The organism is Bacillus sp. WC2507 (assembly GCF_052656125.1).
On the sequence record NZ_JBQXPN010000001.1, the window covers coordinates 3,783,029 to 3,796,589 of the forward strand.

14 protein-coding genes and 1 pseudogene are annotated in these 13,561 nt (G+C 34.1%); 3 read left to right on the top strand and 12 right to left on the bottom strand.

Annotated features, from left to right (window positions below):
* Positions 1–88: 88 nt before the first annotated feature.
* From ACUN28_RS20015 to ACUN28_RS20040, 6 genes are all read right to left on the bottom strand, one after another.
* Complete coding sequence (locus tag ACUN28_RS20015; RefSeq protein ID WP_016134177.1) at positions 89–1,084, bottom strand: 3-oxoacyl-ACP synthase; 996 nt, start codon at positions 1,082–1,084, stop codon at positions 89–91.
* Positions 1,084–1,500 carry a MaoC family dehydratase gene (locus tag ACUN28_RS20020; protein ID WP_033659664.1) on the bottom strand — a complete coding sequence of 139 codons (417 nt, stop codon included), beginning with the start codon at positions 1,498–1,500 and terminating at the stop codon, positions 1,084–1,086. The genes ACUN28_RS20015 and ACUN28_RS20020 overlap by 1 nt, the downstream gene beginning before the upstream one ends.
* 4 nt (positions 1,501–1,504) lie before the next feature.
* Positions 1,505–2,995, bottom strand: a complete 1,491-nt coding sequence (locus ACUN28_RS20025; RefSeq protein ID WP_016088328.1) for an o-succinylbenzoate--CoA ligase — start codon at positions 2,993–2,995, stop codon at positions 1,505–1,507.
* 14 nt (positions 2,996–3,009) lie between these two features.
* A complete protein-coding gene (locus ACUN28_RS20030; RefSeq protein WP_016088329.1) occupies positions 3,010–3,615 on the bottom strand; it encodes a TetR/AcrR family transcriptional regulator in 606 nt (201 codons plus the stop codon).
* A 130-nt stretch (positions 3,616–3,745) separates the two neighbouring features.
* Entirely contained in the window at positions 3,746–4,669 is a 924-nt protein-coding gene (locus ACUN28_RS20035) for a CobW family GTP-binding protein (RefSeq protein WP_016088330.1), read from the bottom strand.
* A 103-nt stretch (positions 4,670–4,772) separates the two neighbouring features.
* Complete coding sequence (locus ACUN28_RS20040; protein ID WP_033659663.1) at positions 4,773–6,209, bottom strand: flavin monoamine oxidase family protein; 1,437 nt, start codon at positions 6,207–6,209, stop codon at positions 4,773–4,775.
* 201 nt (positions 6,210–6,410) lie between these two features.
* Between ACUN28_RS20040 and ACUN28_RS20045 the strand changes: the two genes are divergently transcribed.
* Positions 6,411–7,355 carry an L-lactate dehydrogenase gene (locus ACUN28_RS20045; protein WP_016088332.1) on the top strand — a complete coding sequence of 315 codons (945 nt, stop codon included), beginning with the start codon at positions 6,411–6,413 and terminating at the stop codon, positions 7,353–7,355.
* Between the two features lie 109 nt (positions 7,356–7,464).
* On the top strand, positions 7,465–7,749 hold the full coding sequence (locus ACUN28_RS20050) for a YesK family protein (protein ID WP_016088333.1): 285 nt from the start codon (positions 7,465–7,467) through the stop codon (positions 7,747–7,749).
* Positions 7,750–7,867: 118 nt separating this feature from the next.
* On the opposite strand, the gene ACUN28_RS20055 is transcribed toward ACUN28_RS20050, so the two are convergent.
* The 3 genes from ACUN28_RS20055 to ACUN28_RS20065 form a co-directional block, all read right to left on the bottom strand.
* Positions 7,868–8,881 (bottom strand): AI-2E family transporter, encoded by a 1,014-nt coding sequence (locus ACUN28_RS20055; RefSeq protein WP_016088334.1) that lies wholly within the window; start codon positions 8,879–8,881, stop codon positions 7,868–7,870.
* Between the two features lie 177 nt (positions 8,882–9,058).
* The gene (locus ACUN28_RS20060) at positions 9,059–10,669 is read right to left on the bottom strand and encodes an amidase family protein (protein WP_016088335.1); all 1,611 of its coding nucleotides are present in this window, start codon (positions 10,667–10,669) and stop codon (positions 9,059–9,061) included.
* Positions 10,670–10,787: 118 nt separating this feature from the next.
* Positions 10,788–10,922: a hypothetical protein gene (locus tag ACUN28_RS20065; protein ID WP_016088336.1), complete on the bottom strand. Its 135-nt coding sequence runs from the start codon at positions 10,920–10,922 to the stop codon at positions 10,788–10,790.
* Positions 10,923–11,115: 193 nt separating this feature from the next.
* Between ACUN28_RS20065 and ACUN28_RS20070 the strand changes: the two are divergent.
* Positions 11,116–11,532: pseudogene (locus ACUN28_RS20070) on the top strand (GNAT family N-acetyltransferase).
* A 157-nt stretch (positions 11,533–11,689) separates the two neighbouring features.
* Here the strand turns inward: ACUN28_RS20070 and ACUN28_RS20075 are convergent.
* The 3 genes from ACUN28_RS20075 to ACUN28_RS20085 form a co-directional block, all read right to left on the bottom strand.
* Positions 11,690–12,292 carry a nitroreductase family protein gene (locus tag ACUN28_RS20075; protein ID WP_016088339.1) on the bottom strand — a complete coding sequence of 201 codons (603 nt, stop codon included), beginning with the start codon at positions 12,290–12,292 and terminating at the stop codon, positions 11,690–11,692.
* Between the two features lie 57 nt (positions 12,293–12,349).
* Positions 12,350–12,997, bottom strand: coding sequence for a DsbA family oxidoreductase (locus ACUN28_RS20080; RefSeq protein WP_016088340.1), 648 nt, complete (start codon positions 12,995–12,997; stop codon positions 12,350–12,352).
* A 70-nt stretch (positions 12,998–13,067) separates the two neighbouring features.
* Positions 13,068–13,499 carry an Rrf2 family transcriptional regulator gene (locus tag ACUN28_RS20085; protein WP_016088341.1) on the bottom strand — a complete coding sequence of 144 codons (432 nt, stop codon included), beginning with the start codon at positions 13,497–13,499 and terminating at the stop codon, positions 13,068–13,070.
* Between the last annotated feature and the right edge of the window lie 62 nt (positions 13,500–13,561).

Below are 13,561 nucleotides of genomic sequence, written 5' to 3' on the forward strand. Positions count from 1 at the left end.
AATCTGTTAAAAAAATTTAATGAAGTACCTTTACATTCGCCGCCTCTTTCCAAATACCTCCATTTAGCATATACTCATCTAGTTTTTTTCACCACCTAATCACAGTAGCTGCCCACGTATACCCAGTCCCTGCACTAACTACTACTGCAATATCTCCGGCCTGTAATTTTCCTTGTTCATTTGCAAAGTGAAGACCAATGCAAGGATCAAGCGCTGACATATGTCCATAATGATCTAAATATACAACTTGTTCTTCTGCTAGCCCTAGCCCCTGTATCAATTCTATTAACATAGAACGTTTTGTATGCAGTGGTAACAATACTTTAATATCTTTAGGAGTATATCCACTTTTTCTTAACGCCTCCCGAATAACCTTATCAAAATTAGAGATTGAAACCCGGTCTAGACGTTCTTTCATACTAATAGGATCTATTACATCAATATAATGTTGTCGATTCTCAACTGTATCATAGCTCGCAACCTGCTTCGATCCACCAGCGGGGATACGAACATCTTCATGAAATGAACCATCTGTTATAATCGCACTTCCTAATATTTCACCGTTTCTAGCGTCTTTTTTCACTAAAGCTGCACTTCCGCCATCAGCGAAATTAAACATAAAACGTGAGCGTGGATTATCATAATCTACAATTTGAGATTCTTTACACCCACCTACTAATAATATATTTTCAATTGAGTTATCGGAGTAGAGCATATCTTTTGCGACTTTGAGAGCAATAGGAAAGCAAGAACTAACATTCATAATTTCAAAAGCATAAGCATTTTTTAATCCAAGTTCATGCTGAATTTTTGGGGCACTTGACCATACGTGGTAATCTTTATGTGGACTGCCAAAATAAATGACTACATCAATAGATTGAGGATCTACTTGTAATAATATTGGCTTTGCAGCAGCAATAGCTAAATCTGATGCATGCATCGTTTCGTCTGCGACATGTTTTTCATATAATCCAAACTTTTCTATAATAATATTCTCAGGGATACCTGTTTTTTGAGATAGGTCTGCGGCCGTCTCTACGTCTTTTGGGAAGAAAACACCAGTCGCTTCAATCCCAATATTCATTAGACTACTCCTCCTTCTTTTGGCACCAGCATAGTCGCTACACCAGTTAATACTAAATCTCCTTTTTGGTTATGACACTCCGTTAACAATTTCAAAACTCTCTTTTCTATCATAAATTCTTGTACTGTTGCCGTAGCTGTAATCGTATCTCCTATAAAAACTGGTGCTGTAAATTTAATAGTTTGTTCCATATAAACAGAACCCTTTCCTGGTAAATGAACACCTAACAATTGTGATAATAGACTTGAAGTTAGTAAACCATGTGCTATTCTTTGATTAAATCTAGTTTGTTTCGCATACTCATGATCAATATGAATTGGATTAAAATCCCCACTCAAACCTGCAAATAATACAAAATCCGTTTCTGTTATTGTTTTACTACATGATGCCTGTTGACCTGTGCTATACATCGTCATCTCTTCACCAACTTTTCAATTGATTTGCTAACTGTACTTTTTGAATTTTACCAGTTGCATTTTTAGGCAATTCCTCTAGAAACACAATTTCTTTTGGAAGTTTATATTTTGCTAGAAATAAACGACAATGTTCAATGACTTCCTTTTCAGTTAATTCACTGCTACTCTTTTTCACAATAAAGGCAATTGGAATCTCTCCCCACTTTACATGTTGCCTACCAACGACCGCTACCTCATATACCCCCGAAATCTTATTAATGACCTGCTCTACTTCAAGTGGATAAATATTTTCACCACCGGAAATTATCATTTCTTTTTTTCTGCCGACAATATATACAAAACCATCTTCATCAACTTTAGCTAAATCTCCCGTATATAACCAACCATCTTGAATCGTTTCTTCTGTTGCATCTGGCCGATTCCAATACCCTTTCATTACATTTGGTCCTCTTATAAGTAACTCTCCAACCTCACCAATCTCAACTTTATTTTTGTTTTCATCAATAAGTACATAATCACAAAACAGAACCGGTTTCCCAATTGAACCTACTTTACGTCTTGCATCTTCTTCTGAAAGCATAAATACGGTTGGTGATGTTTCAGTCATGCCAAAGCCTTGCCCAAATAAAAATCCTCTATCTATAAACTCTCTCATCAACTCTTCTGGACATGGTGCACCACCGTTATAAAACCAGCGAACTGATTGTAAATTTGTAGTTTCAAACTTTGCGCAATTCATTAATGCTTGATGAATTGTAGGTACTCCCATCACTATAGTCACTTTATGTGTTTCTATCATGGAAAGAGCTGCAGTTGGTTCGAATTTTCTTGGAATAATGATTACGCCACCTGCAAATAAAGTTGGAAATGCGAATAAACCAATCCCACCAATATGAAATAAAGGTAATAATACAATGGAGCGGTCGTGAATAGTTAAGTCAATCGCAAATGTATTATTAAGCGCATTCCAAAACATATTTTCTTGTGTAAGTACAGCTCCTTTCGGTTTTCCTGTTGTACCTGATGTATAACATATAATAAAGGATGCGCTTTCATTTATCTCTTCAAAGTTGTAACTTTTTCTATCTTCTATTTCTTTTAAACTTTCAATCGAAATAACTCTTTGTACGCACGATACCTTATGCTTTGACAGTGCCATATTTTGAAATGTTTCCTCTACAAATAAAACTGTAGTTCCACTATCTTTTAACTGGAATATAAGTTCATTTTCTGTTAACCGTATATTAAGTGGAACAGCAATACATTCTACCTTTGCTACAGCAAACAAAAGTACAATATATTCCAAGCTATTTTGTGATAAAATAGCTATCCTTTCTCCTTTTTGCACATGTAAGTCGTAAATTAAATATGCTGCTACTTTACTTACATACTCATGTAACTGTTTATATGTTATTTCCTCCTCTTCTGTAATAATGGCAATGCGATCTGGATGTAAATAGGACCGTTTTTCAATCCAATAAGCAATGCCTTGCATATTTTCCCACTCCCTTATCTCTTTCTCAATCCTTCAAATATTAATGACATCGCTGCTTCAAATACATCTTCCGGAACATCTTTCTCTTCCCAATAACCCCATCGCATCCCTAGAAATTGCCCAATTGACATAAGACAATACGCAATTGTTTCTTTCTCAAGTTGTTTAAACTCTCCCGCTTCCATACCAGCCGATAAACTTTTTAAAAATCCATTTGCGAGCTTTGCATAGTACCATCTATATAAGTTATCATCAACAACTACTGCCTGTTGTACAATGTTATATAGATTAGGTCGATCTTTCACCCACCGAAAAAAAGCCTGAAAACCTCTTCTTTGTGCCTCTTCATAACTTGATATTCCCTTCATTTCTTCTTTAATAATTAAGCGTAACTCACGGTTCAATCTGCGGATCAATTCATCAAATATATCTTTTTTAGATGGAAAGTAATTATAGAAAGTTCCGTGCGCTACCTTTGCTTCTTGTGTAATATTCACGATAGAAGCCTCGTAATACCCTTTACTACCAAACACCTCTTCTGCAGCACACAATAATTTCTCTCTCGTTTCTAACCCTTTTGTTGTTAGGTTTTTTACATCCATTATTATTTTTTCTGACACCTGAATCACCTCTTAGATTTGATTATAAATATATTTCTGAATTTTTCAATTATTTTTATTAGACAAAATCCGCAAGCGTTTTTCTACATACAAAAAAGGACTAACTTATTTTGAAGTTAGTCCTTTAATCTTAATTAGAATTGAGTTCTACTTTCTCTAACCCTTCAGCCAATTGTTTCTTATCTAGCCCTTCTCCTATTACTACCAAGTTCGTCGGGAAACCGAAATCTTGTTCCAGTAAAGTTGGTACCCCAAATGAATATTGGAATAGATGCGGGTATTTATCTCCATGGAATTTCACAAATCCTTTTACACGATAAATACTATCTGGTAAATTCGAAAGCCATTCGTATAATTTATCTTGATCAATCGATTTCGTAAATTGATATGTCATCGTTTGTATATGTAAATGCTGTTTTACATGTAGTGTCTCATGCTCCCCATCATTCGTAAATTCAGCTTCTTCTATGTCTTCTAAAGATATATTACAATATTTTGTTTCAAACAATTTCGCATGATTATTTATTGCTTTCACTTCTTCAATTACTTTGTTCTTATCCGCATCTGTTAGTAAGTCTGATTTGTTAATTAAAATGTGGCTACCAAACTTCAGTTGCTCATGCAATAATTGCTGAACGTTTGCACTTAATACTCTTCGATTTAACCACCTTACTGCATCTAAAACGACGACAATTGATTTCACTTCTAGGAAAGGTGCTAAAATTGGTGATACACACGCATCTAATACTTCAATTGGATGCGCAACACCTGTCGTTTCTATATAAATGACATCTGGTCTTTCTTGCTGATATAACGAATGCAACTGTATTTCAAGCTCTTCTTTCAACGTACAACAAATACATCCTTTTAGAAGTTCCCTTAAAACATTCTCTTTTCCAATAATATCTGTATCTACCGAGTATTCACCAATTTCATTCATTAATACTGCAACTTTTCTATTTTTCTTTTTCTCCGCTAACAATAAATTTTGTAATAATGTTGATTTTCCACTGCCTAAAAAGCCACCTAATATATGAATTTCTACTTTATTCATTTGATCGACCATCCATTTCTTTATTTCAAACATATTCAAAGCGTAATAATTACGATTTATATTTATTATTTTATTAAAAGAGTAGTGATTTGTAAATATATCTTCATTGTTCGTTTACTTCATAAGCAACTCTAATTCCAGACTCTATTGCTCCTTGCATCCATCCGTGGGTTAATGTTGTATGCTCTCCTGCAAAGTGTACTTTGCCAGCTGGCGGCGTAATATACGGAAATAACTCTAGCTCTTGATCTGGTTCGAAGGCCGTAAATGCTCCGCAAGAATACGGATTTTGACCCCAGCTAAAAGATGTTCCAGTAACAAACTCACTATAGACGATGTCGCCGTATATTTTCGCTAAATTTTTTAATGCGTAACGAATACGCTCTCTTTGCGGAAGACTATCCCATGTTAACGCCTCATCTGCCCACGTATAACTCGCTAAAACGATAGCTTCCCCTGGTGTATGAATGCCATAACTCGGATAATATGTAAACCGTATAGGTAAATCTGTAATAGATTTCCCACCACACTGTCCCGCTTTCTCCCAAAATCTACTTTTAAACTCTATCGCAATTTTAGTTGCATCAATATAATTTAATTCACGAATTGCTCGTCTTTTAAAATAAGAGAATACACAATATGGCTGAACTTCTACAAATCGTAACGCTGAAAATGGAATTGTGATAATAGCAATGTCGCCTGTTACCATAAATGGATTTAACGTTTGTTCATTTGTTACTTGCATCATCACTTTATTATCTTCCTGTATAATTTTTTCTACTTTATACGACATAAAAATATTATCCTTTAGCTGTGGCAAAAATGAATTGGGTAATGCATCCATTCCGCCCGTTATCTCATAATATTTTGTCGTTGAAGTAAAAAAGAGCATTTCACGTAATACTTCAATTAAAGACATTCCCATATATGCTTCCATATCTAGAAGTACCCCAATCATATCTATTGCTCCATCTGAATAATACTCACTTAAAAATGATCCGAGTGAATATGTTTTATACTTTTTTTCAACGATGATCCAGTTTTTATTAGGATCTTTTTTTATAAAATTAAGTATTGGTTCTAATACTACTAACATTAGCTCTTCTGCCGTTTTTCCTTTTTCGTTCTCTAAAATGGGATACCCAAGTATACTTGGATTTTTTTCAAACACGCTCAATCTCGTTTTAATATTATTCGTATATATAATATCGGAAGCGGTTTTATTTATAAAAAGATTTAACGGTAATTTAAATTTACGAATGTAAGCTAAAGTTAACTCGTGTGTTTCAGGAATTCTCATTGGTCCTGCATTAAAATATAAACCAGAGCTAAATGGTTCACGAATCGTATATATCCTTCCGCCTATTCGATTATTCGCTTCTAAAATTGTTATGTTATGCCCTGCTTCTTTCAATAACGATGCTGCAACTAATCCTGAAATTCCTGCACCAGCAATAATAATCTGCTTTGGATTATTCGTTTTAACGAGCCCCACATTAATAATATGGAGCATTCTTTCCATCGTTAATGGCTGCATCATGCCCTTTTCCCCTTCGATAAAGGATTTTATTGCATTATATTCGGTTAACTTACTTCCTATGTTTCGTGCAAGAAATTGCACGGATAGATTTTCAAATACTTGAATATCTTTTATAAAATGTAATAAACTAGATATGAATCTATAGAAGTAAGACGTATTTTCTTACATAATAAAATCAATGAAATTGCGAGGAATTTTGAAATGAAAAAAGGTATTAACCGTGTTGTATTAGTAGGAACAGGAGCAGTTGGATGTAGTTATGCTTACTGCATGATTAACCAAGCTGTAGCTGAAGAATTTGTTTTAGTTGATGTAAACGAGGCAAAAGCTGAAGGAGAAGCAATGGATTTAAGTCATGCTGTTCCTTTTGCACCAGCTCCAACTAGAGTATGGAAAGGCAGCTACGAAGATTGTAAAGATGCTGATCTTGTAGTCATTACAGCTGGATTACCACAGAAACCAGGCGAAACACGTTTAGATTTAGTTGAGAAAAACGCGAAAATCTTTAAACAAATCGTTCGTAGTATTATGGATAGCGGATTTGATGGTATCTTCTTAATCGCAACTAACCCTGTTGATATTTTAACTTACGTAACTTGGAAAGAATCTGGTTTACCAAAAGAACGCGTAATTGGTTCTGGTACAACACTTGATTCTGCTCGTTTCCGCTATATGTTAGGTGAGTACTTCAATATTGGTCCACACAACATTCATGCTTATATTATCGGAGAACATGGTGATACGGAACTTCCTGTTTGGAGTCACGTATCAGTTGGTATTCAAAAACTACAAACGCTTCTTGATAAAGACAACACATACACGCAAGAAGATTTAGACAAAATCTTCATAAACGTTCGTGATGCGGCTTACCATATTATTGAGCGAAAAGGTGCAACTTACTATGGTATTGGTATGTCACTTCTACGTGTTACAAAGGCAATTTTAAACGACGAAAATAGCGTATTAACAGTATCAGCTTACTTAGAAGGTCAATACGGTCAAAAAGATGTTTATATCGGTGTACCTGCTGTTTTAAATCGCGGCGGTGTTCGTGAAATTTTAGAAGTGGAATTAAGTGAAGAAGAAGAATTAAAATTCGATCACTCTGTTCAAGTGTTGAAAGAAACAATGGCTCCAGTTCTTTAATATGTATAGTAAAAAGCAATCCAATTTATTTTGGATTGCTTTTTTATTTTGACTATCCCTCTCCCTATGATATAGGTTAATATTATTCATAATATTAAGGAGTGATTTCATGAATGACTCTTGGACAATTGTAGTCCTCTTATTGGCTATTTCATCCCTAATACTTTTCCTCTTTTTAATCATCAGGACTCTATTTCCAACTCAAAAATATGAAAAAAATCTCGGATTCATTCTACTTATTATATGCTTATTAACAATACCGATTAGTATCTTCCTTATCGGAGGATGGGCAGGTATGGGAATTGGCATAATCGCATTATTTCTTTTTACTGCTGTTATTATAGCTTTAATTGCAAATAGATTTATTAAACTTCCACCTGCTAAGAAAGAATAAAGTGAAGCTTTAATCAGTGGCGTCCCACCCTTACTATTTATTAACCACTGTCAATTAACATTTTTTAGAATAAAAACAACCGATGTATTCGTTCCTTGAAAACATCGGTTGTTTTCCATTATTTTTTAATCGCTTTCTCATTATTTACATCAAGTACATCTAAGAAAAAGATAAAAATCGGTATCCCGATAATAAGCCCCCATATTCCAAGGAAATGTTCTGAAAAGATGAGAATCATAAATGTATAAAAGATTGGTAAATTCGTTTTCGCAGACATAAACTTCGGATTTAAAAAATAACTTTCAAGAGCATGGATGACTGTAATGAACACAAGTATGTATACTACATACATAACTCCGCCTACGTTATAAGCAATGATACAAAGTGGAAATAAAGAAATAATCACACCTGCAACTGGAATCAATCCGAGTAGGAAAATCATAACAGCTAATACGAGTAGCTGCGGAAATCCTAAAACAATTAATACAATGACAGTAAGAATACAATTTACAACTGCAATTAAAAACTGTGCTTCTATTACTTTACCGAACGATCTTGCAAACCTTTCGCCAAAATATGCAATCTCCTCATAAAAAATCTTTAGCTTACTCTCTTTAAATTTAGAAGTAAAGGTAATAATACGCTCTTTTTCTAACAAGAAAAATAAGCTTAATATGAGAGACAATAATATTTGTAAACTTACCTTCCCTATGTTTGCTATCGATTGATAGATAACATCTACACCTTGTTCTATATACTTTGATACTTCCATTCCGTTAATTGTCGAAAGTGCATATTTAATGATTTCATTATCAGGTGGATTTTGAAAAAACAATTTAAATTGATAAATCAATTGTGAAATTTGTATCGTTAACACAGGTAAATATTTATACAATGTCGTGCCAATAAAGGAAACTAATATGATATACAAACAGGCGATAACAATTTTCCGGTTCACTTTCAATTTCTTTGAAATAAAACGTTGAAATCGATCCATTAAAAATGTCAGTATAAACGTAATTAATATTAAATTGATCATACTTTTTAAACCATATAATACTAACGCTACTATTATTAAAACGAGAAACCGTTGAAACCCTCTACTTCGAAAGAAATTTTTCACTTCATTCATTAAGATTTAACCTCCCCCTTCAGTGGATGGAAATTGAATATATTACATTTTATGAACTTCTATAGACAATCTTTCTTACTAATTGAGAAGAATCCTTTTTTTCTTTTATATTGTTAGATTCTATTTATATTAGCCCCCCTACTTACTTCAGTGGAGCTCTTTTTTTCGTTTAACCTTTTACAATTTAGGTGATTTTCTATTTTTAGACTGCTGTTCATACGCATAACCAATATTGAATAGTTCCTTCTCACTGAATTGCTTCCCAACAAACACCGCACCTACTGGCTCTCCATTGTTATCATATCCTGCTGGCACCGCTAATTCTGGATAGCCAGCTACAGCTGATAGCAAAACTTCATCGTTGTTAATCATGACTAAAGCATCCAAACCTTTTTTTACTAAATACCTATCTAGCTCTTTTCTTGCATTTCCTTGACTCGTTTGCACTACTTTTTCAAAATCATCTTTCGTTATAGCAGATTTTTCAGAGCCCTCAATTAATGTTTGTCCATATTTCATTCGTCTTTTACTATCCTTTTTATTAAACGCTATAATCTCTTCTAACGATTTTACTGGTACATTTTTGTGCTGTGAAAGATAATCGTTCACATTATGTTTGAACTCATATTCTAATGTTTGCAGATTATCTACACCCTCATCGTTTAACTGAATATCATCAGTCAATATCGCACCGGCGTCTTGAAGGTCTTTTCTAATCTTTTCTGCTACTTCCTTTCTATTCTCATCTTGTTGATCTATTGAAAAAAGAACCCCTATTTTTTTCCCTTTCAATCCATCTATTGATAAATCCTTCGTATAATCAATTCTTTCTTTATCTTTCATTTTTTCTGTCATAGCATCTTTTTCATCATAACTTACCATTGCGTTAAATAACGTTGCCCCATCCCTTACCGTTCTTGCCATCGGTCCTGCAGTATCAAGTGTTTCAGCTAACGGAATTATGCCTGATCTACTCACCATACCTAGTGATGGGCGTAACCCAACTACTGATTGCTGCGTCGCTGGTGCGACAATTGATCCAGTCGTTTCCGTCCCGATTGCAAGTGGTGAAAAATCTGCCGCAACTACTGTAGCAGATCCTGAACTTGATCCCGATGTATCAAACGTAATCGGACCGTATGGATTCAAATTTTGTCCTTTTTTCCCGCTATATCCGCTAGGCATTGTAAAGGATAAATAATTTGCCCACTCAGACATATTCGCTTTTCCTAAAACAAAAGCACCTTCTTCTTTCAACTTCTTCACAATCGTCGCATCTTCATCTGCAATCCAATCTTTTAACACATAAGTTCCCGCGCTTGTCGGCATCACCTTTTCCGTTTGTACATTATCTTTTACGATGACTGGCATGCCATATAAGTTAGACTTCTTATTGAAAGACCTTTCTTTATCTAACTTTCGCGCTTCCTCCATTGCATTTGGATTAATCTCTGTAACAGCATTTAATGATATTCCATTTTGGTCATGCTCTTGTATTCTAAAAAGATATACACTCGTTAATTCTTCATATGATAATTTCCCATCATCAATCTTTTTTTGAAGCTCATCTACAGTCGCATTTACAACCTCTTTTTCTTTTATCTTTACATTATCTATGTTGATCCCTTTCAGCTGATTATGTATCGGTTTTAACACTCTATCTTTATCATATACGATTCGCTCAGGTTCCTTTGGAAAATAATTTTTATACACATAATATCCACCGGCACATGCTAATAGGACAATACCTCCCGTGATAGAAAGCGTTATCTTTATCCATTTCTTCATGTTGCTTCCTCCATTCTAAAAGTTGCTCAGTTGTAGCTTCTTTCTATATAAAAAAGAGAGTTATATTCTACGTAACTCTCTAGACAAAATGCTAAATGAAAAACTTAATTATTTCAATCTAATCGTTTCTTTTTTGCATTCGCTTCGCTAATAATTCCTTTACTTGATTATAAGTTAATCCTGAATTTTTATTTAAACGCTTTACTTCCTCAACATCAGTACCTACCACTGTATATTTTTTCTCGTCATTCATTTTTCCACAGCCCTTCCTACTGCATTATTTCTTATATTTCTTCCCTAAAATCCTATAAATTAACACAAATGCAAATAAGGAAACTGTACGAAATTCAGTAGCTAAAAGGGAATTCAGTTGTGTAAGAGAAGGAAAACATCAAAAAATGTCGAATTTATATACTTGTTGAATTTAAGGACTTGGAGGATACATTTTGAAAACATATGAGTTTAAACATAACATTCCCACATTGGAAGAGTACAAATATTTGTGTGATTCTGTTGGATGGTCTAATTATATGAATTTTGAAGTGGCGGAAACTTCACTGAAGCATTCTATTCACTGCATCACAGTCAAAGATAATGAACAAATTATCGGCATGGGGAGAATTGTTGGCGATGGATCTATCTATTTCTAGATTCAAGATATAGTAGTTCATCCAGATTATCAGAAACATGGTATTGGGAAAGAAATCATGCATCGTTTAGTTGCATACTTACATGAGAACGCCCCTGATAAGGCGTTTGTCGGTTTATTTGCATCAGAAGGTAAAGAATCGTTCTATGAAAAGTTTGATTTTAAAGATTACTCACCAAACATGACAGGGATGTTTACTGTCATTTCAAAATAATAAACATAATAGATTTTTACTTGTAAGGAAAGACTTCGATTCATATGAAGGAAATTGTTCTTGCAGTAAGAGTTTAACATTACATACGAAAAGACAGTACATATATGCTAATATGTACTGTCTTTTCGTTTATCTAAATTTTTATATATTAAATTTATTAATAAAATTTCACTACATCTTCAGTAGGTAAGAATGTTCTTTCTCCCGGTTGTTCATTTGGCTCACCAAATGGCATTTGTCCTACTAAGCTCCACTCTGCTGGAATATTCCAATTTTCTTTCACTTCAGCATCTACAATTGGATTGTAATGTTGTAATGATGCGCCAATTCCTTCAGCTGATAATAACATCCATACAGTATGTTGTAACATTGCATTTCCTTGATGAGACCAGAATGGGAACTGATCTTTATATAATGGTGCATTTTCTTGCATTTTTTCTACTGTTGCTTGATCTTCAAAGAATAACACAGTCCCAACACCTGTATGGAAACCTTTTAATCTTTCTACAGTCGCTTCAAAGTTTTCTGCTGGTACGCGGGCTCTTAGTGTTTCTTTAACAATATCCCAAAACTTTTCATGCTCTCCGTCCATTAATACGACCATACGGCCACTTTGCATATTGAAAGATGTTGGTGCGTGTAAAGCTGTTTTTAAAACCTCTTCAATTCTTTCTTTCGTAATTGCATTGTTTTTTGTTACTTTACGAATGGAACGACGGTTCACGATTGCTTCTTTTAAGTTTGTTGTAGTTGCTGACATATTAATTCCTCCAAATATTTGTTTTATAATTTATTTTGTTATTTCATAACAAGCGAATTAGCAATATCCATCTGTATTACATTGCATACCTTCAAATGAATTTTTATCTTTTTCAATTTCTTTATCAATGACTCTTTGTAGCGTTTCTTTACTAGCGAGCCCTTGAATGACTTCATCTCCAATCATGACAGTTGGAACAGCCATAATATTCGCTTCATCATATGCGTGTTGAATTGCTTCTTGATGCTTTTCTTTATATTTACGAGTTACTAAAGCTTCTTTAAATTCAGCTTCAGGAAGACCTACTTCTACCGCTAATTTTGTTAACACATCAATATCTTCAATGTTTTGCTCTTCTTGGAAAAATGCTGTGAATACGCGGTGATGATACTCATTTCCTAGTCCACGTTCTTTCGCAAATTGACACCCTTCGAAAGCTAAATGTGTATATGGATGCGGTGAAACACGCGGCAAGCGCATATCGATTCCTAATTTCTTCGCTGTCGGTAGAATGAAAGCATCCCATGAACCTAATTTTTCTGGCTCATTCCATGGATCTATTTTTGAATATGGACTTGGACGTAATTCAAATGGCATCCATTCAATTTCTACACCTTTTTCTTTCGCTACTTCATCTAACGGACCTTTTGCTAAAAAACAAAATGGACATATAAAATCTGAGTATACTTTCATTTTTACAGTCATAACTTTTACACCTTACCTTTTAGTTGTAATCAAATAAGTTACATTAATGATAAAAAAATATAAATATTATTTAAGCATTTATTTTTTCTTGCAGAGTTTCAAACAGCTGGCCCATCGTAATATTTCTCAAAACCTCTTCCATTGCGGATTGTGCTTGAATTAAAATAATTTCTAATACCGATTGAATATTTGCTCCAATTGGACAATCTGGATTTGGTTGCTCGTGAATATGAAATAGTTTGTCTTCTTCTACTACATTTACTGCATGATACACATCTAACAATGTGATTTCATGTAAATCCTTTAATAACCCTGCGCCACCTGGACCTCGGTTTACGTAAACAAAACCAGCTTGTTTCAAGTACGACATAATTTTACGAATCACTACTGGATTTGTATTGACACTTTCAGCCATATAGTCTGAAGTACAAAGTGAAGATGGATTGTTTTTCAAAATAGATAAAATATGAACAGCTATAGAAAAGCGGCTACTAATTTTCATCGTGATTACCACCTCGATGTAATCATTATAGTTACAACGAAAAGATAAGTCAATCCTTTTCA